This window comes from Aeromonas rivipollensis, assembly GCF_037811135.1.
GTDB classification, from domain to species: domain Bacteria; phylum Pseudomonadota; class Gammaproteobacteria; order Enterobacterales; family Aeromonadaceae; genus Aeromonas; species Aeromonas rivipollensis.
Map to the genome: position 1 here is coordinate 681,171 of NZ_CP149130.1, position 25,061 is coordinate 706,231.

Sequence of the window (25,061 nt, forward strand, 5' to 3'; positions counted from 1 at the left end):
CGTTTGTGCCGCCCTCAGCCTTGCACAAAGTGGTATCATATCCGCCATTTTATGCTGGATATGAACTCAGGAACTGGGATGAAAGAGCTGAAGAACGATCGATACCTGCGTGCCCTGCTGCGCCAGGATGTGGACATGACCCCGGTGTGGATGATGCGTCAGGCTGGCCGCTACCTGCCGGAATACAAGGCGACCCGCGCCGTCGCGGGGGACTTCATGTCCCTGTGCCGCAATGCCGAGCTGGCCTGTGAAGTCACCCTGCAGCCCCTGCGCCGCTATCCCCTCGATGCCGCCATTCTCTTCTCCGACATCCTGACCGTGCCCGATGCCATGGGGCTGGGCCTCTACTTCGAGCACGGGGAAGGCCCGCGCTTCGAGCGCCCCATCAAGTCCATGGCCGACGTGCAGGCGCTGCCCATCCCGGATCCGGAAGACGAGCTCGGCTACGTGATGAACGCGGTGCGCACCATTCGGCGCGAGCTGAAGGGCGAAGTGCCGCTGATCGGCTTCTCCGGCAGCCCCTGGACCCTGGCCACCTACATGGTGGAGGGGGGCAGCTCCAAGGCGTTCACCAAGATCAAGCAGATGATGTACGCAGAGCCGCAGACCCTGCACCTGCTGCTGGACAAGCTGGCGGACAGCGTGATCAGCTACCTCAACGCCCAGATCAAGGCGGGTGCCCAGTCCGTCATGGTGTTCGACACCTGGGGCGGCGTGCTGACCCCGCGGGATTACCGCGACTTCTCCCTGCAGTACATGCACAAGATCGTCGATGGCCTGATCCGCGAACACGAAGGCCGCCGTGTGCCGGTGACCCTGTTCACCAAGAACGGCGGCCAGTGGCTGGAGCAGATCGCCGCCACCGGCTGCGACGCCCTGGGACTGGACTGGACCATAGACATTGCGGATGCCAAGCGCCGGGTCGGCGACAAGGTGGCGCTGCAGGGCAACATGGATCCCTCCATGCTCTACGCCACCCCTGCGCGCATCCGCGAAGAGGTCGCCACCATCCTTGCCGGTTTCGGTCAGGGCAATGGCCACGTCTTCAACCTGGGCCACGGCATCCATCAGGATGTGGACCCGGAGCATGCCGGCGTCTTCGTCAATGCGGTGCATGAACTGTCAGCTCAATACCACCGTCGCTGAGACGATTGAGCAGCATGACAACGGGGCCTTCGGGCCCCGTTTTGCTGCCCGGCCTCGCGGGGGCTGCATCCTGGTCACCGCTCGGGTTACACTGCACCACCACTGAACAGGGTCGTGGACAGGATGGGCGAGTGCGCCTCCTGACGACCGGGTGAGGGCGTCGTCGAACATGGCAGGAGGCAGGATGAGCAAGGGTTCTTGGGATTGGGGTATCGATCTTGGCGGGACCAAGTGCGAGTGCGTGGTGCTCGAGGGTGACGAGGTGCTGCTGCGCCATCGCATCCCCACCGAGCGCCGTGGCGGTTACGAGCACATGATAGGCCAGATCGCCAAGCTGGTGGACGAGTGCGCCGAGCGGCTCGGCCAGCGTCCCGCCATCCTCGGCATGGGCACCCCGGGGGCGCGGGATCCCCAGACCGGGCTGATGAAGAACTGCAACACCACAGAGCTCAACGGCAAGCCGTTCAAGGAAGATCTGGAGCGCCGGCTCGGCATTCCGGTACTGATCGCCAACGACGCCAACTGCTTCGCCCTGGCGGAAACCCATCTGGGGGCGGTGCGCCAGCACCATCCTGATGCCAAGGTGGTGTTCGGCATCATCATGGGCACAGGGGTTGGGTCCGGCATCGTTATCAACGGCCAGATCCTCAACGGCCATCACGGCATCGCCGGGGAGTGGGGCCACAACGTGCTCTCCCCCGACGGCCCCGAGTGCTACTGCGGCAAGCGCGGCTGCGTCGAGACCTTCATCAGCGGCCCGGCGCTGGAGGCCTGGTATGAAGCCAAGGCCAAGCGCCACCTGTCACTGGCCCAGATAGCGGCGGCCAGCGCCCACGATAATGTGGCCAAGCTCACCATGGACCGACTGCATTTGCTGTTTGGCCAGGCCCTGGCCAACGTGGTCAACATCCTGGATCCGGACGTCATCGTCATCGGCGGCGGTGTGGGCAACGTGCAGAGCCTCTACAGCGTCGGTCGGCAGACTGTGCTGCCATTTCTGTTCAATCCCCGCTTCGCCACCCCCATCATTGCCCCGGCTCTGGGCGACAGCGCCGGTGTGTTCGGGGCAGCGCTGCTGGCCAGGGGCGTCTTCCGGGAGGCCCTGCTGTCGTGAAGCAGTCAGGGGCCCGTCACTTTGTCGCAGGTAAGGACACAGATTTTTCATGATCAAGATTGCCATCAACGGATACGGGCGCATCGGTCGCAACGTGTTGCGGGCCCTCTACGAGAGCGGCCGTGACAAGCACATCAAGATAGTCGCCATCAACGAACTGGCGGCCCCCGAAGCCATGGTGCATCTCACCCGCTTCGACACCAGCCACGGCCGCTTCGGTTACCCGGTGCAGCTCGCGGGCAACAGCATGCTGGTGGGGGAGGATCTCATCTCCCTGTTTGCCGAGCGGGATCCGGCCAAGCTGCCCTGGCGGGCGCTGGGGGTGGATGTGGTGCTGGACTGCACCGGGGTATTCGGCTCCCGGGCCGATGCCGAACTGCATCTGGGGGCGGGAGCGGGCAAGGTGCTCTTCTCCCATCCGGCGGATGCGGACGTGGATGCCACCATCGTCTACGGGGTCAACCATCAGGTGCTGACGGGAGCGGAGCGGATCGTCTCCAATGCCTCCTGTACCACCAACTGCGTGGTGCCCGTCATCGAAACATTGCATCGAGAATTCGAGATAAATTGTGGTACTATTACGACAATTCATTCGGCCATGCACGATCAGCAAGTCATCGATGCCTATCACAGCGACTTGCGTCGAACCCGTGCTGCCAGCCAGTCCATCATCCCGGTGGATACCAAGCTGGCAAAGGGGTTGGAGCGAATCCTCCCCCACTTCGCCGGCAAGTTCGAGGCGATCGCGGTGCGGGTGCCGACCATCAACGTCACCGCCATGGATCTGAGTATTACTGTTCGTAAAAAAGTGACAGTTAGTGACGTAAATCAAGCCCTGCAACGGGCATCCAGAGGTACATTACAGGGTATCCTGGACTACACGGAAGAGCCGCTGGTCTCCGTAGACTTTAATCATGATGCACACTCCTGCATCATTGATGGTACCCAGACCCGGGTGAGCGATGCCAACCTCGTCAAGATGTTGATGTGGTGCGATAACGAATGGGGCTTCGCCAACCGCATGCTGGATACCACCCGGGCCATGATGGCCGCAGGCTGAGAGCCTGCACCGGGCGCAAGGTTACTGTTTTTTTAACATTACCTGAAAATATATAGAGGACTGAATATGTCTGTTATCAAGATGACCGACCTGGATCTGGCGGGTAAACGCGTTCTGATCCGTGCTGACCTGAACGTGCCGGTAAAAGACGGCAAGGTCACTTCCGATGCACGTATCGTGGCGACGCTGCCGACCATCAAGCTGGCTCTGGAAAAGGGCGCCAAGCTGATGATCACCTCCCACCTGGGTCGTCCGACCGAGGGTGAATACAACGAAGAATTCTCCCTGGCCCCGGTAGTCAACTATCTGAAAGACGCTCTGTCCTGCCCGGTCCGCCTGGCCAAGGATTACCTGGATGGCGTAGACGTCGCCACCGGTGAGCTGGTTGTGCTGGAAAACTGCCGTTTCAACAAAGGCGAGAAGAAGAACACCGAAGAGCTGGCCAAAAAATACGCCGCCCTGTGTGACGTCTTTGTAATGGATGCATTCGGTACTGCTCACCGCGCCGAAGGTTCCACCTACGGTGTGGCCCAGTTCGCCCCTGTTGCCTGTGCAGGTCCCCTGCTGGCCGGTGAACTGGAAGCCCTGGGCAAGGCCATGCTGAAGCCCGAGCGCCCCATGGTTGCCATCGTTGGCGGCTCCAAGGTCTCCACCAAGCTGACCGTGCTGGAATCCCTCTCCAAGATCGCTGACCAGCTGGTGGTCGGTGGTGGCATCGCCAACACCTTCATCGCTGCTGCCGGTCACAACGTCGGCAAGTCCCTGTGCGAGCACGACCTGATCGACACCGCCAAGAAGCTGGCTGCCGAGACCAACATTCCGGTGACCACCGACGTGGTTGTAGGTACCGAGTTCTCCGAATTGACTCCGGCCACCATCAAGTCCGTTAGCGATGTGACCGACGGCGACATGATCTTCGACATCGGCCCTGACTCTGCCAAGGCCCTGGCCGACATCATCATGAACGCCAAGACCATTCTGTGGAACGGCCCGGTCGGTGTGTTCGAGTTCGACCAGTTCGCCGAAGGTACCAAGGTGATCGCCGAAGCCATCGCCGCTTCCCCGGCCTTCTCCATCGCTGGCGGTGGTGACACCCTGGCCGCCATCGACAAGTTCGGCATCGCCGACAAGGTCTCCTACATCTCCACCGGCGGCGGCGCCTTCCTGGAGTTCGTAGAAGGCAAGGTACTGCCGGCTGTCGCGATTCTTGAAGAGCGCGCCAAAGCCTAATTGACCCGGGACGGGGGGCAAAAGCCTCCCGTTTCGTTTATCATGTGGCCGCTGTGCCGGTTCATGATGAACCCCCCATTTTTTATTAACGGCATACGAGAACAGGACGATTAAACATGTCTAAGAAAATTTTCGACTTCGTAAAACCCGGCGTGATCACTGGTGATGACGTTCAGAAAGTGTTCGCCATCGCTAAAGAGAACGGCTTCGCTCTGCCTGCCGTAAACTGCGTGGGTACCGATTCCGTCAACGCCGTGCTGGAAGCTGCCGCCAAGGTCAAAGCCCCGGTCATCGTTCAGTTCTCCAACGGTGGTGCCGTGTTCACCGCCGGCAAGGGTCTGAAGCTGGAAGGCCAGCAGGCTGCCATCATCGGTGCCATCTCCGGTGCCAAGCACGTGCACGCCGTTGCCGAAGCTTACGGTGTACCTGTCATCCTGCACACCGACCACGCCGCCAAGAAGCTGCTGCCGTGGATCGACGGTCTGCTGGAAGCGGGCGAGAAGCACTTCGCCGAAACCGGCAAGCCGCTGTTCTCCTCCCACATGCTGGATCTGTCCGAAGAGTCTCTGGAAGAGAACATCGACATCTGCTGCGAGTACCTGACCCGCATGGCCAAGATGAACATGACTCTGGAGCTGGAACTGGGTTGCACCGGTGGCGAAGAAGACGGTGTGGACAACAGCCACATGGATCAATCCGCCCTGTACACCCAGCCGGAAGACGTGGCTTACGCTTACGAGCGTCTGTCCAAGATCAGCCCGCGTTTCACCATCGCTGCCTCCTTCGGCAACGTGCACGGTGTGTACAAGCCGGGTAACGTCAAGCTGACCCCGTCCATCCTGGACGCTTCCCAGAAGTTCGTTTCCGAGAAGTTCGGTCTGCCTGCCAAGTCCCTGGACTTCGTGTTCCACGGTGGCTCAGGTTCCACCCTGGAAGAGATCCGCGAATCCATCTCCTATGGCGTGGTGAAGATGAACATCGACACCGACACCCAGTGGGCTACCTGGGAAGGTCTGTTGAACTTCTACAAGACCAACGAAGCCTACCTGCAAGGCCAGCTGGGTAACCCGGAAGGCGCTGACAAGCCGAACAAGAAGTTCTACGATCCGCGCGTATGGCTTCGTGCCGGTCAGACTTCCATGATCGCCCGTCTGGAGAAAGCCTTCTCCGACCTGAACGCCATCAACGTACTGTAATTCGTTACCGTATCTTGATTGCTGAAGAGGCGCCCTGCGGGGCGCCTCTTTCATTGCGGCCACCTCGGCTGGCCTCTCAAAAGGTGTCCTTCGGGACACCTTTTGCATTTCTGTGATCCTGACAGGCTGGATTGGTGACCCTGGGCTGGGTATTATCGATGACACTCCGTTTAATTTAGTAAACAAGTGCAACCAAGGCAGGACGCTGAGCATGCAGACAGGAAGACACAACGGACACCAGGAGCACGTGGCCTCCTATTACGCGGCCACCCGCAACGATCATCAGCAGTGGCCCGATCTCAGCGGTGAGCTGGATGCCGACGTCTGCATCATCGGCGGCGGCTTCACCGGCCTCAATACCGCCATCAACCTGGCCGAGGCCGGTTACAAGGTGGTCTTGCTTGAGGCCAACCGCATCGGCTGGGGAGCCTCGGGCCGCAACGGCGGCCAGCTCATTCGCGGCATAGGTCACGACACCAGCCAGTTTGCCCGCTGGATAGGTGAAGAGGGGGTACGGGAGCTGGACCTGATGGGGCTGGAGGCGGTGCAGCTGGTGCGCGAGCGGGTCGCGCGGTTCAACATCGACTGCGACCTGACCTGGGGCTACTGCGATCTCGCCACCAAGCCGCGCCACCTCAAGGGATTTGAGGAGGATGCCGAGCACCTGGCCAGCCTGGGCTACCGGCACGAGGTCAGGCTGGTGCCCAAAAGCGAGATCAAGTCGGTGGTGGGGTCGGAGCGCTATATCGGCGGCATGATCGACATGGGCTCAGGCCACCTGCATCCCCTCAACCTGGCCCTGGGTGAGGCGCGCGCGGCGGCCAGCCTGGGCGTCGCCCTGTTCGAGCAGTCCAGGGTGACCCACATCGAGTATGGCGATCGGGTCGAGGTGACCACGGCCCACGGCCGTTGCCGCGCCAGCTACCTGGTGATCGGCTGCAACGCCTACCTGAGCGATCTCAATCCCGAACTCGGGGGCAAGGTGCTGCCGGCGGGCTCCTACATACTCGCCACCCAGGTGCTGGAGAAACGGCTGCGCCAGCGGCTGCTGCCGCAAAACATGGCGGTGTGCGATCAGAACGTGGCGCTCGACTACTACCGGCTGTCGGCCGATGGTCGCCTGCTGTTTGGCGGGGCCTGCAACTATTCCGGCCGTGACCCTCAGGATATAAAGGCGTTTATGCTGCCCAAGCTGCTGCGGGTCTTCCCGGAGCTGGCGGGCACTGCCATCGAGTTTCAGTGGGGGGGCATGATAGGCATAGGCGCCAACCGGCTGCCGCAGATCGGGCGTCTCAAAGAGCACCCCAATGTGTTCTATGCCCAGGCTTACTCGGGGCACGGCCTCAACGCCACCCACATGGCCGCCAAGCTGGTGGCCGAGGCGATCAGGGGGGAGAGCCGGGGCTTCGATCTCTTCAGTCGCGTGCCCCACATGACCTTCCCCGGCGGGCCTGCCCTGCGCTCACCCTTGCTGGCGCTCGGGATGCTGTGGCACCGGATGAAGGATCTGCTCTAGGGGAGGGCTGGCGGCAGGGAGGAGGGCGCCTATCCCTGCTGCGCCGGTTCTGCCAGTTGCCAGCCCTGCTCTGTTTTCATCATCCAGACCTGGCTCTCCTGCGCCAGTGCCTGGCCTGCCTCGAACTCGCCGTATTTGCGCTCCAGCTCCATCAGGGCCATCTCCTGCTGGAAGGGACCAACCCGGTCGTAGACCAGATCCTCGTCGTGCAGCACCTGCAGTTGATCCAGCCCCTGCTTGAAGTGGAGCCGGTAGCTCACCTTGACCAGATAGACCCCCTCCATCCGCTCCTCCTTGTCGAGCACGGCGAAGTCGCTGATCTCGAACAGGGCGGGATCCGTGTCGGCCTGCAGCCTGGCGGTGACCTGGCTCTGGATCGCCTCTTCACCTGGACCTGAGTTGCAGCCATAGAGCCAGCAGGCCAGCAGGGGGATGAACCACTTTTTCATCAAAACTCCGGACGATGCGAGACGGTAAAGGGCAAATTCTGCCATGGCGCCTGTCATATACAAGGGATGGCCAGAAAAATCAGCGCGCAGTGGCCGAGTTGGCGGGATTGGACCCATCTGGGTGACAGACGGCACGGATCATGACCAGGGTATCGCCGGTGAACCCGGCTATCTGTTTGCGATCCACCTGCTTAAAGCCGTGTTTCGACCAGAAATGCAGGGCGGGGGCGTTGGTCTCGATGACCCCGAGCCGCAGGGTGGTGCAACCCCAGCCAGCCGCCATCCCCATGACTTGTGCAATTAGCTCGCTACCAATCCCCCGTTGCTGCCAGCACTCCTTCAAAAGCAGCAGGCCAAGATAGGCCGTCTGCTCATCTGGATAACCGCGGACCAGATCGATGCAGCCAATCAGCACCTCTCCCTCCAGAATGGCCAGCACAAACTTGTCATGCTCTCCTATGCCTGGTGGGCAGATCTTCAGTATCTCCAGGGCATCCGCAGGGTTGGGTGCCTTGCCTTCAGTCAGCCAACTGTAGGCAGGCGCCGCCAGCACGACCTCCTCCAGCCACTCTATGTGGCTCGAATGAGCCGATGACAGGCGTCGCAGCTCCATCTAGCGCAGCTTGTCCAGCTGGCCGAGGAACTCGGCGGGTCCCATAAAGCCGGTCACCCGCTGGCCGCTCACCTCGTTGCCATCGCGATCGAAGAAGATCAGGGTCGGCAGCCCCAGCATGTTCAGGCCGTTGAGCAGATCCACGTCGGCATCGTCGTTGGCGGTGACGTCAGCCTGCAGCAGCACCATGTCAGCAAAGCGGGCCCGCACCTCGGGATCGCTGAAGGTCTTGTGTTCGAACTCCTTGCAGGCGACGCACCAGTCGGCGTAGAGATCCAGCAGCACCGGCTTGCCGCGGGCGGCCTCAAGCTGGGTCTTGAGGTCATCCAGGGTCTTGATGCGGATAAATCGGGGCGCCTCGGCCCCGGTGCTGGCCTTGACGCCAGGCGCGGGCAGCAGCAGATCCTTGCCCACCACCACCAGGCCCATCATCGCCAGCAGCAGTACGAAGCCGCCGAGGCTCTTGCCCACCGAGTGGGGGCGGTGCTGGTTGTGGTGATAGAGATAGCCGCACAGCAGCAGCGCCCAACCGAGCCAGAGCAGGGTGGCGACCTGGTCGCTCAAGAGCCGTGACAGCAGCAGTATGGGCACCGCCAGCAGCGCAAAGCCAAAGAGTTGCTTGATCACATCCATCCAGGCGCCCGCCTTGGGCAGCAACTTGCCCCCCGAGGTGCCGAGCAGCAGCAGCGGCAGCCCCATGCCCAGCGACAGGGCATAGAGGGCCGCCCCGCCGAGCCAGAGATCGCCGCTCTGGGCCACGTAGATGAGCGCCCCGGAGAGCGGGGCCGTGGTGCAGGGTGAGCAGACCAGGCCGGAGATCATCCCCATGATGGCGACCCCGACCACGGAGCCGCCCTGCTGGCGGTTGGAGAGGCCGGACAGCCGGGTTTGCAGGCTGCTCGGCAGTTGCAGGGTATAGAGTCCGAACATGGAGAGCGCCAGCAGCACGAACATCACCGAGAGGCCGATCAGCACATAGGGGTGCTGCAGCGCCGCCTGGAACTTCAGCCCCGCCGAGGCGACCACCAGCCCGAGCAGGGTGTAGGTGACCGCCATCCCCTGCACATAGACGAAGGAGAGCAGGAAGGCGCGGCGGGTGGAGAGATGCTGCCCGGCACCGGCGATGATGCCGGTTAAAATGGGGTACATGGGGAAGACGCAGGGGGTAAAGGCGAGCCCCAGCCCCAGCGCAAAGAAGGCGGCGATGCTGAGCCAGAAGCCCTGGCTGCCGAGGGCGGCCGCCAGTCTGTCCTGCTGGCTGCCGGCCGGCGCCTCTGTGGCGTCAGCGGGGCCAGCCTGCCCGGCGTCGACGGTGGCCGCGAGGGGCTGCACCGGGATCCGCTTGTCGGTGGGGGGATAGCAGAGGCCCTCGGTGCAACCCTGATAGCTTATCTTGAGGCTGGCGGCGTCCCCCACCTGGGTCAGGGTGACGGGGATCTGCAGCTCCTGATAGAAGACCCTGGTCTTGCCGAAGAAGTCATCCTCATGCTCGGTGCCCGCAGGCAGCACTGGGGGCTCGAAGGCGAGGTTCTCCCCCTTGACGCTGATGCTGTGGCGATAGAGGTAGTAACCGTCGGCGAGGCGCAGGGTCAGCAGCAGCTTGTTTCCCTGCTGCTCGCTCTCGAGGACGAAGGCCTCGTCCACTTTCAGAAACTTGGGCTGGGCACTGGCCTCGATGCCGAGGCTGCTCAGCAGATCCTGGCTGCTGGCCTGGGCGGGGACCGCGAGCAGGCTCAGCAGGAGCAGCAGGGGGGAAAGCAGGGATCGCAGAGTCATGAGGTCTCCTGTGTCAACCAGTCGAGGTAGGCTTGATGGCCCTGGCTGGCGGGGATCGCCAGGATCTCCGGCACCTGGTAGGGGTGGTGAGCCAGGATGCACCGCTCGAGCTCGGCAAAGAGCGGCTGGCGGGATTTGATGATCAGCTGGATCTCCCGTGCCCGCTCTATCTTCCCCTGCCAGCGATAGACGGAGGTGAGCCCCGGCAACTGATTGATGCAGGCGGCGAGGCGCTGGTTGAGCAGTTGCTCGCAGAGGAGGTCGGCACTGGCTTCATCCGGGCAGGTGCAGAGCACCAGAATGGCGTCGGTCATGGGGTTGGCAGTCTCGTCAGCGGGGGCGCAAAGGCCCTCTGGAACAGCGGTTACTATACCGGGCAAAGGGGCAAATAGCACCCGGCCCGCACCCTGCTGGCGGCGCTCTCAATTACTGATGCGCCCGAGATAGACGCTGTGAAAAGGACAGGGCAGAATGAGCGGGCTTGTTCCCACTCTACGTAAGGAAATGTATGACCCAACAGAATGAGCAGCAGAGAAACCGCATGTTGAGCCTGTTGCGTGAAGGCGAGCGCCGCATGTTGGTGCAACTGGCCGGTCTGCTGCGTACCAGTGTCGATGAAATCAATGCGGAGCTGGAAAAAGAAGAGTTGCTGTCTACCCTGGAGCAACCCATTACGGTGGAGTACCTCAACGGCGTGGTGCAACACCATCTGTTCGAGCGTCTGCACAAGGGAGACATGGTCGCGGCCCAGCGCATGCTGAACCAGTATCAGAGCGACCTCGAGGCCATGCTGAACCAGGAAGCGGCCCAGACCGAGGCCCCTGCCGACGAGGTGAAGGCGCAAGCCTGAATACCTGCCCCTCGAGGATCCAGATCAGCACCATCATGCCAGTCGCATGATGGTGCCTCGTTTTATCCCTTCTCTTGTCACCCCGTGACCCGCTGTGCTCCCTGGCCCGGGATGGGGAACACCTTGTCATAGCTCCAGTTGTAGACGAAGGCATAGACCAGGTAGAACAGCACGAAGCCCAGATCCAGCACCAGCGCCTCCAGCAGGCCTATGTCGAGCCACCAGGACATCACCGGCAGGGCGACGATCAGCAAGCCCCCCTCGAAACCGAAGGTATGCAGCACCCGTTGCCACAGAGTTTTGTGGGTGTGGCCCTGCAGGCGCAGCAGCAGCCTGTCCACCCCTATGTTGTAGACATAGTTCCAGAGGGTGGCGACCACCGAGAAGAACAGGGCCAGGGGCCCCATGTGGTTGAGACCGACGCCGGTTACCCAGCTTGCCAGGGGGGCGGCGATCAGCAGGCCAATCAATTCGAAGCCGATGGCGTGGCGCAGGCGATCACGGGTATTACGCATTGTCTGTCTCTCTATTTCTCTTTTCGGGTGTGTATGGCGGCCAATTTATCGCTATTTTTCGATAGGTTCACGTTGGTATCTATCGCTAAAATAGATGGATCTGGGGGCAATAACAGGGCTGGAGCAGACGGATGACCCCTTCACTGGAACAATTCAAGGCGTTGCTGGCGGCGGCCGAGACGGGATCCTTCTCGGCGGCGGCGCGCCGCCTGGGCAAGGCGCAGTCGGTGGTGAGCACCGCCATCGCCAACCTGGAGATAGATCTCGGCCTCGAGCTGTTCGATCGCAGCGGCCGCTACCCGGTGCTGACCGAGGCGGGGGCCCGCATCAGTCAGGAGGCGGGGGTGCTGCTGGCCCAGAGCGAGCGGCTGCAAGCCATCGCCGGGGAGCTGGCCAGCGGCATAGAGTCGCGCCTCACCCTCGCCATCGACGATGACTCCCACCTGCCCTGGCTCGGTGCCCTGCTGGAGGAGTTCGCCGGCCGCTATCCGACTGTGGAGCTGGAGCTGCTGTTCCCGCTGATGGAAGATGTGACCGAGCTACTCAAGAGCGGGCGGGCCCAGCTCGGCATCAGCTACCAGAAGGCACACCCCGAGCGCGAGCTTGTCTCCCGCTCCCTGGGGAGCGTCGCCATGCCCCTGGTGGTCTCCCCGGATCACCCCCTGGCCCACAAGACGCCGCTGCACGAGAGCGATCTGCAAGGGGCCCGCCAGCTGATGGTGACGGGACGGCGGGAGGGCACGGAGCGCCATCGCTTCCGCTTCTCGTCCCAGGTGTGGTGGGTCGAGGGGGATCTCGGGATCCTGGAGCTGGTCAAGCTGGGGCTGGGGTGGTCTGCGGTGCCCGAGTTTCTGCTGCACCGGCCGCTGGCGCGGGGGGAGCTGGTGGTGCTCAAGCCGGATTTCATTCCCCAGGCCGAGCTGGAGCTGGAGTTGCAGTGGTATCGCGCCCGCCCGCTCGGGCAGGCGGGACGCTGGCTGAAGGAGGCCCTGCTGGCGCGGGTGCCTCGTTAGCCGACCTTACTCGGTCAGGGAGTAGGGCAGGGGTTGCAGGGCGAGGCGGGAGCCTTCCTCCTGCTTGAGGCGGAAGCTGGCGTCGGCCTCGGTGTCTTTTGGCAGCACGGCGGTGAGCCACAGCTGGCCATCCTGCTGCCAGACGTTCAGCACCATGCCGCTGCGCCGCCAGTTGTCACCGAGCTGGATCTCCAGGGTATCGCCGCTGGCAACGGGGCCAGTGGCCTGCCCGGCCAGCACGAAGAGGGCGCGGTTGTTGGCGCCGCGATATTTGGCGCGCGCCACTATCTCCTGCCCCATGTAGCAGCCCTTGGTGAAGCTGATGCCGTCCAGGGCCTGCAGGTTCAGCATCTGGGGAATGTACTCACCCTGGTGAACTGCCTCCAGGTGCGGGATCCCTGCCTTGATGTCCAGACCCCACCAGAGCGCTTCGTCGCCGGCAGGCAGATCCGGTGCCAGCGGCGACTCGCTTGCCAGCAGCCAGCGATCGGCTTCCACCCTGACCGCCATGCCGCCCTCGACAAGGCCGGTTTCCTGAAGGCCGTATTGCGCCGCGATCCAGGCATCAGTGCCCTGACCGGCCAGACCGACCACCTGGCCCTGGAATTCGCCGATCTCCACCTTGGCGAACACCGCAAACTTCTTGAGTTCGGGCAACTGGCGCGCCAGCACCGACGGCTTGGTCAGCAGCAGCAGGCTCTCGTCGAGGCAGAGCAGGCGAAAATCGCTCCACAGCTTGCCCTTGGGATCGCAATGGCCGCCGAGGGTGCTCTGGCCAGGTTGCAGGGCGTTGACGTCACAGGTGACCTGGCCTTGCAGATATTTCACGCGATCATTGCCGGTGAGGCGGGTGATGGCCAGATCGGTCAGGGGAAACAGGGTTGGCTCGGCAGGAAGAACAGGGGTCGGCAGGCTCACGATGGTATTCCAGAGACAGAAAGTATGTGACCTGCATGGTAAAGACGTAAGGAATGTTTGTCAGCCGGAAAATCCAGCTGCTACCATCCTCGGGTCTTTGTAAGGAGAGTTCCATGTTGAGCCCAATTGAAAAGTCCCGCCTGAAGTGGGCCTGCCGTCGCGGCATGCTCGAGCTGGATGTGATCTTTATGCCCTTTTTCGAGCACGAGTTCGACTCCCTGAGCGAGGCCGAGCAGCAGACCTTCATCCGTCTGCTGGCGTGCGAGGATCCAGAGCTGTTCCGCTGGAGCATGGGCCACGGTGTGCCGAGCGATCCCGATTTCGCCGCCATGATCCCCCTGATCCTGGAGCGCAATCAGGCCCGTCACGATCGCCTGAGCTGATCCCCGATGCGGGTCCTGATGCCCGTCATCCCCTCCCGGCGGCAGCGCCTGCTGCTGCTTGCCCTGTTTCTGCTGTTGCTCTGGCCGGTTGCCGCACTGATCCATGGCTGGCAATGGGGGCTGTTTCTCCCCTGCTGGTTGCTGGGGCTCTGGCTGGCCTGGCGCCCCGTCACCCAGGGGGGCGAGACGCTGCTCTGGGACGGGGAGTGGCTGGCGTGGCGAGGGCGGCGCCATCGACTGGATGACCGCAGCCGCATCCTGCCCGGGGTGCTCTGGCTGAGGTTGCAGACGGAAGAGGGGGCCGAGCGCCACCTCTGGCTCTTCTCCGACGCCCTGGCACCAGAACACTACCGCGCCCTGGCCCGCGCCATCCACCTGGCCCCCTCCAACCCCCCGGCTTCACCCCATAACAGATGACCCCGCCGGGGCGGGGTCATCTGATGGACGGCGGTGGGCGTCGTTTACTCCCGATCCGGTGTCAGCACTGTCGGCTTGGGGTTCGGCTGCATGTCCGGGTAGTCGAGGTTGTAGTGCAGTCCGCGGGACTCCTTGCGCTCCAGGGCACAGTTGACGATAAGCTCGGCCACCTGCAACAGGTTGCGCAGCTCCAGCAGGTTGTTGGAGACGCGGAAGTTCGCATAATACTCCTGCACCTCCTGCTTGAGCAGGTCGATGCGGCGCTTGGCCCGGGCCAGACGCTTGTTGGTGCGCACTATCCCCACGTAATCCCACATCATCAGCCGCAGCTCGTGCCAGTTGTGCTGGATCACCACCTGTTCGTCAGAGTCATCCACCTGGCTCTCGTCCCAGGCGGGCAGGCTCGGCGGCTCCACGCTGGTGGGCAGCTTGGCCAGGATGTCGGCCCCCGCCTGATGGGCATAGACCACGCATTCGAGCAGGGAGTTGGACGCCATGCGGTTGGCGCCGTGCAGCCCTGTGTAGGTCACCTCGCCGATGGCGTAGAGACCCGGGATGTCGGTCTGGCCGTTGTTGTCGATCATCACGCCGCCACAGGTGTAGTGGGCCGCTGGCACTATGGGCATGGCCTCCTTGGTGATGTCGATGCCGACCGCAAGGCAGCGCTCATAAATGGTCGGGAAGTGCTTGATGATGAAATCCGCCGGCTTGTGGCTGATATCCAGATACATGCAGTCGGCGCCGAGCCGCTTCATCTCGTGGTCGATGGCGCGGGCGACGATGTCCCGTGGCGCCAGTTCGGCCCGCTCGTCGAAGTCCGGCATAAAGCGGCTGCCGTCGGGACGGCGCAGATAGGCCCCTTCGCCACGCAGGGCTTCGGTCAGCAGGAAGTTGGGGTCATCGGGGTGGAACAGGCTGGTGGGGTGGAACTGGTTGAACTCCAGGTTCGCCACCCGGCAGCCGGCGCGCCACGCCATGGCGATGCCGTCCCCCGAACTCACGTCCGGGTTGGAGGTGTACTGATACACCTTGGAGGCGCCGCCGGTGGCCAGCGCCACGAAACGGGCGCGGATCACCTCGACCTGCTCGACGTTGCGGTTCCAGACATAGGCGCCGAGCACCCTGTTGCCCGGCAGATCCAGCTTGCGGGTGGTGATGAGGTCGACCGCGTTGAAGCGCTCCATCAGGCGGATGTTGGGGTGTGAGCGGACCTGATCGATCAGGGTGAGCTGCACCGCCTTGCCGGTGGCGTCCGCCGCGTGGAAGATGCGGCGATGGCTGTGACCCCCTTCCCGGGTCAGGTGATAGTGGGATTCCCCCTCGGCATCCTCTTCCTGATCGAAGGGCACGCCCTGCTGGATCAGCCACTGGATGGAGTCGCGGGCGTTGCGGGCGGTGAACTCCACCACCGCCGGGTCACACAACCCGGCGCCGGCGTTGAGCGTGTCGCTCACATGGGATTCGATGCTGTCGGTCTCGTCGAACACGGCAGCGATGCCTCCTTGCGCATAGAGAGTGGCCCCCTCACTGATGGGCCCCTTGCTCAGAACCAGGACTTTGGCCTGGTCTGCCAATCGCAACGCGAGGGACAGACCGGCGGCACCGCTGCCAATGATCAGTACGTCGCAAAGGTATTCAACACTTGCTTTCATAAGTATCATTGGCCTGGATTAAGAACTGGCCCCATGGTAGCCCAAGGGGGGTTGTGATGCAGCCCGCATCACATTTTTTTCAATGCAAGCGAACTTTCTCTGATTCTCCCTGTCTGAACTTGTGCGCTTAGAAGGGGCCGGAAAAGAAGAACGATAACCTGATGGGGGTTTTACGGCTCTGATGAGCGACCAGAATCTACTGGACGAACAGCTGGTTGAACGGGTCCAGCGTGGCGATAAAAATGCATTCAACCTGTTGGTAAGAAAATACCAGCATAAGGTGGTCAACCTGGTGGCCAGGTATGTCAACAATCCGGGCGATGTGCCGGATGTGGCGCAGGAGGCCTTTATCAAGGCTTACCGTGCGTTGCCGACATTCCGTGGCGAGAGCGCGTTTTACACCTGGTTGTATCGGATCGCCGTCAACACGGCCAAAAATTACCTGACCTCACAGGGGCGCAGACCGCCTAGCAGTGATGTCGAAGCGGACGAGGCTGAATATTATGGTGGTGGTGAAGCCCTGCAAGAAGTGGCCACCCCCGAAAACCTGGCGCTGACCGACGAGATCAAGCGCACTGTGTTTGCCGCCATAGAAGCCTTGCCAGAAGACTTGAGAACAGCGATCACCCTTCGTGAAATGGAAGGGCTGAGCTACGAAGAGATTGCGGAGATCATGGATTGCCCTGTGGGTACGGTGAGATCCCGTATCTTTCGGGCGAGGGAAGCAATCGATAAAAAGCTGCAACCTCTGATCGAGAATTAAACTGGGGAAAGACAGGCAAACTTATGGCAAATAAAGAGCAACTTTCAGCCCTGATGGATGGTGACCTCAGCGACATGGAGGTTCTGAACGAGCTGGGAACGGATCCCGCTCTGCAAGATACCTGGGCTCGTTACCATCTGATCGGTGATGCCATGCGGGGAGACCTGCCGGTCAATCTGCAACTGGATCTCAGTGACAGCATCATGCTGGCACTGGAAGACGAACCCGTCATACTGGCGCCCAAGCCGGTGCAACCCGTTGCCCCCCAGGTGAAGCCTGCCGGCAAGGTGATACCTCTGGTCCGTCGTTTTGGCCAGCAGATGGGGCAATATGCCATTGCTGCCTCTGTGGCTGCCGCCGTCATCTTCGGGGTGCAGCAGTATCAGGGCAACGACGGCATGCCGGCCAACCCCGTGCTCAACACCATACCGGTCGGTGGCAGTGCGACGCCAGTGAGCGTGCACTATCCCCAGGAGGGCAACCGTGCCACTCCTCGCCAGCAAGGCTTGAACGAGCAACAGATGCAGGAACAGCGTGAACGTATCAACGCCTTCCTGCGAGATCATCAATTGCAACAGCGTCTGCTGCAAGACAAGCAGATTCAGGAATAACGCATCTTTAGGGATCAGACCGTGCGCCAGTCCAGCCTCATTCTGCTGGCCTCTCTCCTGCTGATTTGTGCCAAGGCCTCGGCCGACGATCTGTCGGCCGAGGCCTTGTTGCAGCAGATGCAGAGTGCCGTTTCGCAACAAAATTTTGAGTTGTCCATGGTCAAGGCCCGTCAGGGGCGCCTCGAGCCCATTCGCTTCAGCCACGGGGTGATCGATGGCAAGGAGGTCGCTCATCTGAGTTATCTCGACGGCAAGGCGGTGGAGTACCTGCAACGCCAGAACGAATACACCTTCTTCGAAAACACCCACGAACCCTACACCCTCAAGGGAGCGCGTTTCCCGGGCGTCTGGTCGAGCCTGGTGAAGATGCCGTTGCCTCGGGTGCTGGAGAGCTATGATCCCGTGCTGGCCGGTCGCAGCCGGGTGGCCGGCCTGGTGGCCCAGGTCGTGAGGCTGGTGCCCAAGGAGGCGGACAAGTACGGCTTTGTGCTCTGGGTCGACGAGCAGAGTCACCTGCTGCTGCGGGTGGACATGGTGGACAAGGAGGGCAACCTGGTCGAGCAGGTGCTGGGGGTGGATCTGGACAGGCAGCCGGCGCCCGCGCCCTGGCTTGTCACCCTGGCCCGCAGCAAGCTGCCCGATGCGCTGGCATTGGAAGACGCCTATCCCGCCCCCCAGCAGACCCTGAACTGGCACCTGACCTGGCTGCCGGGTGGATTCAAGGTGCTCTCCCAGGACAGGCACCAGCTGGTCAGCACTAGCTTGCCGGTGGACTACATGATGCTGTCGGACGGCGTGGTGGATCTCTCCGTCTACGTCTCCCGGGTCGATCCCAAGCAGGCAGTGCGCCAGCAGTTGATCCGCCAGGGAGCCACCTCGCTGGTGAGCTTCGTCAACGAGGTCGGGGTGGAGATCACCGTGGTCGGGGAAGTCCCCACCGAGACCGCCAAGCGCATCGCCGAGTCGGTGCAGCCGCTGGCCCGCAACGAGGCGGTACAGTGAGGCGGCATGCTGCCACTTGCCGAACCGGGACGACCGTGCTGAGATCGGGTAAATCCATAGCCGTTCGTCTGGAGTCATCCTGTGAGTAACATGAGCGAAGAGCTGGCAACAGTGGTGGCCGTCGAGGGGGCCTATGCCTGGGTGGAGTGCGAGCGGCGCTCCGCCTGCAGCGGCTGCCATCAGCAGTCCAACTGCGGTACCGGCACAGTCGCCAAGGCCTTTCCCCTGAAGTCGCAGCGACTGCGGGTGGCACTCACCGCCGAGGTTCTGGTCGGCCAGCAGATCCGGCTCGGCATTCCCCAGGCGAGCATCCTGCGCGGTGCCGCCCTGGTCTATGTGCTGCCGCTGTTCTGCCTGCTGCTCGGTGCCATCCTGGGTCAACTCTGGCTGGCGCCGCTGCTGTCGGCGGGGGAGGGGGTCACCATCCTGAGTTGCCTGCTGGGGGGCACCGTCGGATTTTTACTGGTTCGTTACTTTTCTGCCCGGCTCGAGCAAGGGGAATATGGTCCCCGCATGCTCGGTGTGGTACTCAATACCCGCCATCTCTCCTGAGCGGCGCTACCCTTTTCTGGCCCCGTCTCCGCCGTTTTGGTGCCGAGGGCCCGCCAGACAAGGCGCTATTTCTGGTGCCCGCCGACTAAAGATTGGCCGTCGACCGGGTTATCCAGTAAAATCCTGCCCTCATATCCGACCCTAACTTAATTTTGAGTGATTCTTGCTCGATGAAACACATTCGTAACTTTTCGATTATTGCGCACATCGACCACGGTAAATCGACCCTGTCGGACCGTCTGATCCAGACTTGTGGCGGCCTGTCCGACCGCGAGATGCAGGCTCAGGTGCTTGACTCCATGGATCTGGAGCGCGAGCGCGGCATTACCATCAAAGCACAGAGTGTGACCCTGAACTACCAGGCACAAGACGGTAACACCTATCAGCTGAACTTTATCGACACCCCGGGCCACGTGGATTTCTCCTACGAGGTTTCTCGCTCCCTGGCGGCCTGTGAAGGGGCTTTGCTGGTGGTGGATGCCGGTCAGGGGGTTGAGGCACAGACTCTGGCCAACTGCTACACCGCCATGGAGATGGAGCTGGAAGTGGTGCCCATCCTGAACAAGATCGACCTGCCTGCCGCAGAACCCGAGCGGGTTGCGGAAGAGATCGAGGACATCGTCGGCATAGACGCTGTCGATGCGGTGCGCTGCTCCGCCAAGACCGGCCTGGGTGTCGATCTGGTGCTGGAAGAGATAGTGGCCCGTATCCCGGCCCCGGAAGGTGACCCGGATGCCCCGCTGCAGGCGCTGATCATCGACTCCTGGTTCGACTCCTACCTGGGCGTTGTCTCCCTGGTGCGGATCAAGAACGGTTCGCTCAAGAAGAACGACAAGATCAAGGTGATGAGCACCGGTCAGGTGTGGGGCGTGGATCGCATCGGTATCTTCACGCCGAAGCAAGTGGATACCATGGGTCTGGGCTGTGGCGAGGTAGGTTGGGTCGTCTGCGGCATCAAGGACATCCACGGCGCCCCTGTGGGCGATACCCTGACGCAAGCCAAGAACGGTGCCGACAAGGCGCTGGCCGGCTTCAAGAAGGTGAAACCGCAGGTCTATGCTGGCCTGTTCCCCATCTCCAGCGATGACTACGAGTCGTTCCGTGACGCCCTCGACAAGCTCTCCCTGAACGATGCCTCCCTGTTCTTCGAGCCGGAAAGCTCCACCGCACTGGGCTTCGGCTTCCGTTGTGGCTTCCTCGGCATGCTGCACATGGAGATCATCCAGGAGCGTCTGGAGCGGGAATACGATCTGGATCTCATCACCACGGCACCGACCGTAGTGTATGAAATCGAGCTGAACAACGGCGAGACCATCCACATCGACAGCCCGGCTGCCATGCCTCCGGTCAACAACATCAAAGAGATGCGCGAGCCCATCGCCGAGTGCAACATACTGTTGCCGCAGGAGTACATGGGCAACGTGATCACCCTCTGTATCGAGAAGCGTGGCGTGCAGACCAACATGGTCTATCACGGCAAGCAGGTGGCGCTGACCTACGAGATTCCGATGGCGGAAGTGGTGCTCGATTTCTTCGATCGCCTCAAGTCCACCAGTCGCGGCTACGCCTCCCTGGATTACGGCTTCAAGCGCTTCGAAACCTCCGAGATGGTCCGTCTGGACATCATGATCAACGGTGAGCGCGTCGATGCCCTGGCCATCATCACCCACAAGGAGAACGCCCAGTATCGCGGTCGCCAGGTGGTGGAGAAGATGCGCGAGCTGATCCCGCGCCAGATGTTCGACATCGCCATTCAGGCGTCCATCGGCAACCAGATCATCGCCCGCAGCACGGTCAAGGCTCTGCGCAAGGACGTAACCGCCAAGTGCTACGGTGGTGACGTGAGCCGTAAGAAAAAGCTGCTGAACAAGCAGAAAGAAGGCAAGAAGCGGATGAAGTCCCTGGGCCGTGTCGACGTGCCGCAAGAGGCCTTCCTCGCCATTCTCCACGTCGGAAAGGATTAATAGATGGCAAGCACCTTTTCCCTGATCCTGGCCATAGTCACTCTGCTGACCGGCATCATCTGGACAGTCGACAAGCTGGTCTGGTCCAAGCAACGGGCGGCCAAGATTGCGGCCGCCCGTGCCAACGCCGGCCCGAACATCGATGAGAAGACGCTGGCCGGGGTGGCTCCCATGCCGGTCTGGATCGAGCAGACCGGCGGTGTCTTCCCGGTCATAGCGCTGGTGCTGATCCTGCGTTCCTTCATCTTCGAGCCGTTCCAGATCCCGTCTGGTTCCATGATGCCCACCCTGCTGGTGGGCGACTTCATCCTGGTGGAGAAGTTCGCCTACGGCCTGCGTGATCCTGTGACCAACACCAAGTTCCTCGAGACGGGTTCTCCCGAGCGTGGCGATGTGGTGGTGTTCAAGTATCCGCTGGATACCCGGGTGGACTACATCAAGCGGGTGGTCGGCATGCCCGGCGATCGGGTGATCTATCGCAACAAGGAGCTGATGATCCGGCCCAAGTGCGAGGAGCAGGAAGGGAAAACGTGCCCGGGCTTCAAGAAGCTCGACGTCAAGTTCGAGCAACGGGGGGAATTCAGCCAGATGGGGATCCCGCTGGATCGCTACACCGAGCAGCTGGGCACCGTTTCTCACGAGACCCTGCGCAACCCCCTGATGCCGGACCTGGTGGATCGCTACTATCGCCAGCCCGGTACCTACCCGGATGAGTGGGTGGTGCCGGAAGGCCACTATTTCGTGATGGGTGACAACCGCGACAACAGTACCGACAGTCGTTTCTGGGGCTTCGTGCCCGAGCAGAACCTGGTGGGCAAGGCGGTTGCCATCTGGATCAGTTTCGAATTTGAGCGCGAGGAAGGATCCAGCTTGCCAAGCTGGGTGCCGACCGGTGTGCGCTTCAACCGCATTGGCGGAATCAAGTAAATGAATATCAAGATGAACAGACTGCAGTCCCGTCTCGGGCATGTCTTTCAGGATCAAGAGCTGCTGACCCGGGCGCTGACCCACCGCAGCGCCGGTTCCCGTCACAACGAGCGACTGGAATTTCTGGGGGACTCCATCCTGAGTCTGGTGATTGCCGACGACCTCTTCCACCGCTTCCCGCAAGCGGCGGAAGGGGATCTCAGCAGGATGCGTGCCACCCTGGTGCGGGAGAAGACCCTGGCCGAACTGGGCCGGGAGTTCGACCTCGGGGATCACCTGATCCTGGGGCCCGGCGAGCTGAAAAGCGGCGGGTTCCGCCGCGAGTCTATCCTGGCCGACACTGTCGAGGCGGTGATCGGCGCCGTCTATCTGGATACCGATCTGGAGCGGGTGCGGACCCTGTTGCTGGGCTGGTACGCCAGCCGCCTGGACGAGATCAAACCAGGCATAGAGCAGAAGGATCCCAAGACCCGGCTGCAGGAAATTTTGCAGGGAAGCCGCAAATCCCTGCCGACCTACACAGTGACCAACGTCAAGGGCGAAGCCCACAACCAGGAGTTCACCGTCCAGTGTGACGTGGATGGCCTGGATGGTCCGCTGGTCGGGGTCGGCACCAGCCGCCGCAAGGCCGAACAGGCCGCGGCGCAGCAAGCTCTGGAAAGACTGTCATGACTGCTATTGATGCAAGAGGCCGCGGTCTTTCAACACAACAGGCACTGGAAAAACTGTCATGACGGATACAGATACTACCTATTGCGGCTTTGTCGCCATAGTGGGCCGCCCCAACGTGGGCAAGTCGACCCTGCTCAACAAGCTGCTTGGCCAGAAGGTCAGCATCACCTCGAAGAAGCCCCAGACCACCCGTCACCGGATCCTGGGGATCGACACCGAGGATAACTACCAGACCATCTATGTGGATACCCCGGGTCTGCACATCGAAGAGAAGCGGGCCATCAACCGCCTGATGAACCGTGCCGCCACCAGTTCCCTGGGGGATGTGGCCATGGTGGTGTTCATGGTCGACGGTACCCACTGGACCAAGGACGACGAGATGGTGCTCGGCAAGTTGCGCCACCTTCACTGCCCAGTGGTGCTGGCGGTCAACAAGATCGACAACGTCAAGGACAAGGAAGACCTGCTGCCCCACCTGGAGTGGCTGGGCCAGCAGATGAAGTTCTCCCACATACTGCCCATCAGCGCCGAGAAGGGCACCAACGTGGAGAAGATCCGCGAGTGGTCCAAGGCGCTGCTGCCGGAGAACGTTCACTTCTTCCCGGAAGACTACGTGACCGACCGTTCGTCCCGCTTCATGGCCTCCGAGATCATCCGCGAGAAGCTGATGCGCTTCACCGGCGAGGAGTTGCCCTACTCGGTGACGGTGGAGATCGAGCGCTTCAAGGTGGAAGAGAACGGCCTCTACCATATCCACGGCCTCATCCTGGTGGAGCGCGATGGCCAGAAGAAGATGGTCATCGGCAACAAGGGCGAGAAGATCAAGACCATAGGTACCGAGGCGCGCCTCGACATGGAGCGGCTGTTCCAGAACAAGGTGCACCTGGAGCTGTGGGTCAAGGTCAAGTCCGGCTGGGCCGATGACGAGCGCGCCCTGCGGAGTCTCGGCTATGGTGATGACTAAGTGGCGCTGAGCGATTGCTGAGTCCGGCTTTCGTCATCCACAGTCGGCCCTATCGGGAGACCAGCCAGCTGGTCGAGGTCTTCACCCAGGATAGCGGCCGATTTACTCTGGTGGCTCGCGGTTCCCGCGGGCCACGCTCCCCTCTGAAGGGGCTGCTGCAACCCTTCACCCTGCTCACCATGAGCTGGCGTGGCAAGGGAGATCTCAAGAACCTCGCCCAGGTCGAATGCCCTGATCACTCCCTGCGACTCGGTGGCGATCGCCTCTTCTACGGTCTCTATCTCAACGAGCTGGTCTACTACCTGCTCGAAGCCCATACCCCCTTTCCCGAGGTGTTCGATGCCTATGCCCGTGCCCTGATGGCGCTGGCGGACGGCGAGACACCTGAGCTGCCCCTGCGCCGCTTCGAGTTTCTGCTGTTGCAGGCCCTTGGCTATGCGGTGGATTTTGAATATGCCGCCGACGACGACTCCCCGATCCAGCCCGAGCTGCTCTACGGCTTCGAGCGGGAGCTTGGCTTTGTCGCTTGCGAGCGGGCGCCGGATCCCCGTACCCTGTTCCTCGGCGCCCACCTGCTGGCCTTCGCCGAGGGGTGCTTCGATACCCCTCCCTTGCTGCAGGCGGCCAAGCGTTTCAGCCGGCTGGCGCTGCAACCCTATCTGGGTAAGCGCCAGTTAAAGAGCCGGGAGCTGTTTTTAAAACGTAAAGCCAGCATGCAAGGCTGACACAGATTACAGACATATGGATATTGGCGCGGGGTGATTCGCTGACCGCGCAGTCAACAGATGAAGAGTTTCAAGGAGTCCTCAATGAGTGAAATCTATCTGGGTGTGAACATCGACCATATCGCCACTCTGCGCAACGCCCGCGGCACCCAGTATCCCGATCCTGTCCAGGCCGCCTTCGTGGCCGAGCAGGCCGGTGCCGATGGCATTACAGTGCACCTGCGCGAAGATCGCCGCCACATTACCGACCGCGACGTGGAAATACTGCGCCAGACCATCCAGACCAGGATGAACCTGGAGATGGCGGTGACCGAGGAGATGATCGGCATCGCCTGCCGCATCAAGCCCCAGTTCGTCTGCCTGGTGCCGGAGAAGCGCACCGAGGTGACCACCGAGGGCGGTCTGGATGTGGCCGGTCAGCTCGACAAGATCACCGATGCGGTGACCCGCCTCGCCGCCGTCGGTGCCCAGGTGTCGCTCTTTATCGACGCCGACCCCATCCAGATAGATGCGGCCGCCGAGAGCGGCGCCCCCTTTATCGAGATCCACACCGGCCGCTACGCCGATGCCACCACCGATGCCGAGCGCAACGCCGAGTTCAAGCGCATCGCCGCCGGTGCCTCCTATGCCGCTGGCAAGGGCTTGAAGGTCAATGCCGGCCACGGTCTGCACTACCACAACGTCAAGGCCATCGCCGCCATCCCCGAGCTCTATGAGCTCAACATCGGCCATGCCATCATAGGCCGTGCCGCCTTCGACGGTCTGGCCAAGGCGGTCAGCGATATGCGGGCACTGATGCAAGAAGCCCGTCAGGGGATCTGATACCGGTCTGTCTGCATCGCACAGACAAGGGACGCCTCGGCGTCCCTTGTTGTTTTCGGAGGAGGAGGCTCAGCCCGGCTCGGGGAAGTAACGCTCCAGCAGGGCCATAAGGATGGCCTGGCTCTCGGCATCCGGCTCCCCGCTGACCAGGGTGGGTCGGAAATGGAGCTGGTTAGCTAGGGGAGCGCATCTCGGTCCGGCTTGGGAACAC

The 25,061-nt window shown here is 62.0% G+C and carries 27 protein-coding genes and 1 pseudogene; 20 read left to right on the forward strand and 8 right to left on the reverse strand.

The genetic code is table 11. The annotated features are described in order from the left end of the window. Positions 1-78 precede the first annotated feature (78 nt). The 6 genes from hemE to WIR04_RS03260 all read left to right on the forward strand — a co-directional run bounded on the left by hemE (position 79) and on the right by WIR04_RS03260 (position 7,262). Positions 79-1,146 carry a uroporphyrinogen decarboxylase gene (gene hemE / locus WIR04_RS03235; RefSeq protein ID WP_338890440.1) on the forward strand — a complete coding sequence of 356 codons (1,068 nt, stop codon included), beginning with the start codon at positions 79-81 and terminating at the stop codon, positions 1,144-1,146. Positions 1,147-1,330: 184 nt separating this feature from the next. Next, positions 1,331-2,260, forward strand: coding sequence for an ROK family protein (locus WIR04_RS03240; protein WP_338890442.1), 930 nt, complete (start codon positions 1,331-1,333; stop codon positions 2,258-2,260). A 49-nt stretch (positions 2,261-2,309) separates the two neighbouring features. After that, positions 2,310-3,320, forward strand: coding sequence for an erythrose-4-phosphate dehydrogenase (gene epd / locus WIR04_RS03245; RefSeq protein ID WP_338890444.1), 1,011 nt, complete (start codon positions 2,310-2,312; stop codon positions 3,318-3,320). A gap of 66 nt (positions 3,321-3,386) precedes the next feature. Next, positions 3,387-4,550, forward strand: a complete 1,164-nt coding sequence (locus WIR04_RS03250; RefSeq protein WP_338890446.1) for a phosphoglycerate kinase — start codon at positions 3,387-3,389, stop codon at positions 4,548-4,550. Between the two features lie 116 nt (positions 4,551-4,666). After that, entirely contained in the window at positions 4,667-5,746 is a 1,080-nt protein-coding gene (fbaA, locus tag WIR04_RS03255) for a class II fructose-bisphosphate aldolase (RefSeq protein WP_025328275.1), read from the forward strand. 211 nt (positions 5,747-5,957) lie between these two features. After that, positions 5,958-7,262 (forward strand): FAD-binding oxidoreductase, encoded by a 1,305-nt coding sequence (locus tag WIR04_RS03260; protein WP_338890448.1) that lies wholly within the window; start codon positions 5,958-5,960, stop codon positions 7,260-7,262. Between the two features lie 29 nt (positions 7,263-7,291). Here WIR04_RS03260 and WIR04_RS03265 read toward each other — a convergent pair whose 3' ends face one another. From WIR04_RS03265 to cutA, 4 genes are all read right to left on the reverse strand, one after another. Beyond that, the gene (locus WIR04_RS03265; protein ID WP_338890450.1) at positions 7,292-7,711 is read right to left on the reverse strand and encodes a hypothetical protein; all 420 of its coding nucleotides are present in this window, start codon (positions 7,709-7,711) and stop codon (positions 7,292-7,294) included. 79 nt (positions 7,712-7,790) lie between these two features. Continuing rightward, the gene (locus WIR04_RS03270) at positions 7,791-8,324 is read right to left on the reverse strand and encodes a GNAT family N-acetyltransferase (RefSeq protein WP_338890452.1); all 534 of its coding nucleotides are present in this window, start codon (positions 8,322-8,324) and stop codon (positions 7,791-7,793) included. Beyond that, positions 8,325-10,100: a protein-disulfide reductase DsbD gene (locus tag WIR04_RS03275; RefSeq protein WP_338890454.1), complete on the reverse strand. Its 1,776-nt coding sequence runs from the start codon at positions 10,098-10,100 to the stop codon at positions 8,325-8,327. It abuts the gene before it with no gap. Continuing rightward, positions 10,097-10,414 (reverse strand): divalent-cation tolerance protein CutA, encoded by a 318-nt coding sequence (cutA, locus tag WIR04_RS03280; protein WP_106885814.1) that lies wholly within the window; start codon positions 10,412-10,414, stop codon positions 10,097-10,099. The genes WIR04_RS03275 and cutA overlap by 4 nt, the downstream gene beginning before the upstream one ends. A 194-nt stretch (positions 10,415-10,608) precedes the next feature. On the opposite strand from cutA, the gene WIR04_RS03285 reads away from it, so the two are divergent. Next, positions 10,609-10,950: a hypothetical protein gene (locus WIR04_RS03285; RefSeq protein ID WP_338890457.1), complete on the forward strand. Its 342-nt coding sequence runs from the start codon at positions 10,609-10,611 to the stop codon at positions 10,948-10,950. A gap of 77 nt (positions 10,951-11,027) precedes the next feature. Here the strand turns inward: WIR04_RS03285 and WIR04_RS03290 are convergent, their stop codons facing one another. Then, a complete protein-coding gene (locus tag WIR04_RS03290) occupies positions 11,028-11,465 on the reverse strand; it encodes a PACE efflux transporter (RefSeq protein ID WP_338890459.1) in 438 nt (145 codons plus the stop codon). A gap of 131 nt (positions 11,466-11,596) precedes the next feature. Here WIR04_RS03290 and WIR04_RS03295 point away from each other — a divergent pair, with 131 nt between their 5' ends. Then, complete coding sequence (locus WIR04_RS03295) at positions 11,597-12,478, forward strand: LysR family transcriptional regulator (protein WP_338890461.1); 882 nt, start codon at positions 11,597-11,599, stop codon at positions 12,476-12,478. Positions 12,479-12,484: 6 nt separating this feature from the next. Here the strand turns inward: WIR04_RS03295 and ygfZ are convergent, their stop codons facing one another. Next, positions 12,485-13,390: a tRNA-modifying protein YgfZ gene (ygfZ, locus tag WIR04_RS03300; protein ID WP_374048978.1), complete on the reverse strand. Its 906-nt coding sequence runs from the start codon at positions 13,388-13,390 to the stop codon at positions 12,485-12,487. A 119-nt stretch (positions 13,391-13,509) separates the two neighbouring features. On the opposite strand from ygfZ, the gene WIR04_RS03305 reads away from it, so the two are divergent. Together WIR04_RS03305 and WIR04_RS03310 are read left to right on the forward strand one after the other, a co-directional pair. Next, a complete protein-coding gene (locus WIR04_RS03305) occupies positions 13,510-13,779 on the forward strand; it encodes a succinate dehydrogenase assembly factor 2 (protein WP_106885818.1) in 270 nt (89 codons plus the stop codon). Between the two features lie 18 nt (positions 13,780-13,797). After that, positions 13,798-14,196 (forward strand): protein YgfX, encoded by a 399-nt coding sequence (locus WIR04_RS03310; RefSeq protein ID WP_338890464.1) that lies wholly within the window; start codon positions 13,798-13,800, stop codon positions 14,194-14,196. Between the two features lie 44 nt (positions 14,197-14,240). Here WIR04_RS03310 and nadB read toward each other — a convergent pair whose 3' ends face one another. Further along, entirely contained in the window at positions 14,241-15,848 is a 1,608-nt protein-coding gene (gene nadB, locus WIR04_RS03315) for an L-aspartate oxidase (RefSeq protein WP_307766580.1), read from the reverse strand. Positions 15,849-16,029: 181 nt separating this feature from the next. Between nadB and rpoE the strand changes: the two genes are divergently transcribed. The 10 genes from rpoE to pdxJ all read left to right on the forward strand — a co-directional run bounded on the left by rpoE (position 16,030) and on the right by pdxJ (position 24,850). After that, positions 16,030-16,611 carry an RNA polymerase sigma factor RpoE gene (gene rpoE / locus WIR04_RS03320; RefSeq protein ID WP_005332791.1) on the forward strand — a complete coding sequence of 194 codons (582 nt, stop codon included), beginning with the start codon at positions 16,030-16,032 and terminating at the stop codon, positions 16,609-16,611. A 23-nt stretch (positions 16,612-16,634) separates the two neighbouring features. Beyond that, entirely contained in the window at positions 16,635-17,222 is a 588-nt protein-coding gene (locus WIR04_RS03325; protein WP_041204349.1) for an RseA family anti-sigma factor, read from the forward strand. A gap of 21 nt (positions 17,223-17,243) precedes the next feature. Continuing rightward, positions 17,244-18,224, forward strand: coding sequence for a MucB/RseB C-terminal domain-containing protein (locus tag WIR04_RS03330; protein ID WP_025328262.1), 981 nt, complete (start codon positions 17,244-17,246; stop codon positions 18,222-18,224). Positions 18,225-18,314: 90 nt separating this feature from the next. Continuing rightward, positions 18,315-18,776: a SoxR reducing system RseC family protein gene (locus WIR04_RS03335; protein ID WP_307766584.1), complete on the forward strand. Its 462-nt coding sequence runs from the start codon at positions 18,315-18,317 to the stop codon at positions 18,774-18,776. 170 nt (positions 18,777-18,946) lie between these two features. Beyond that, on the forward strand, positions 18,947-20,740 hold the full coding sequence (gene lepA / locus WIR04_RS03340) for a translation elongation factor 4 (protein WP_025328260.1): 1,794 nt from the start codon (positions 18,947-18,949) through the stop codon (positions 20,738-20,740). A 3-nt stretch (positions 20,741-20,743) separates the two neighbouring features. Beyond that, complete coding sequence (lepB, locus tag WIR04_RS03345) at positions 20,744-21,667, forward strand: signal peptidase I (RefSeq protein ID WP_025328259.1); 924 nt, start codon at positions 20,744-20,746, stop codon at positions 21,665-21,667. Continuing rightward, entirely contained in the window at positions 21,668-22,339 is a 672-nt protein-coding gene (gene rnc, locus WIR04_RS03350; protein WP_042648730.1) for a ribonuclease III, read from the forward strand. 58 nt (positions 22,340-22,397) lie between these two features. Continuing rightward, positions 22,398-23,303 carry a GTPase Era gene (gene era, locus WIR04_RS03355; RefSeq protein WP_025328257.1) on the forward strand — a complete coding sequence of 302 codons (906 nt, stop codon included), beginning with the start codon at positions 22,398-22,400 and terminating at the stop codon, positions 23,301-23,303. Between the two features lie 14 nt (positions 23,304-23,317). Then, positions 23,318-24,028 carry a DNA repair protein RecO gene (gene recO / locus WIR04_RS03360; protein ID WP_307766582.1) on the forward strand — a complete coding sequence of 237 codons (711 nt, stop codon included), beginning with the start codon at positions 23,318-23,320 and terminating at the stop codon, positions 24,026-24,028. 84 nt (positions 24,029-24,112) lie between these two features. Next, complete coding sequence (gene pdxJ / locus WIR04_RS03365; RefSeq protein WP_338890471.1) at positions 24,113-24,850, forward strand: pyridoxine 5'-phosphate synthase; 738 nt, start codon at positions 24,113-24,115, stop codon at positions 24,848-24,850. A 69-nt stretch (positions 24,851-24,919) separates the two neighbouring features. Here pdxJ and WIR04_RS03370 read toward each other — a convergent pair. Next, a pseudogene (locus WIR04_RS03370) lies at positions 24,920-25,021 on the reverse strand (N-acetylmuramoyl-L-alanine amidase); the annotation flags it as partial. Positions 25,022-25,061 lie beyond the last annotated feature (40 nt).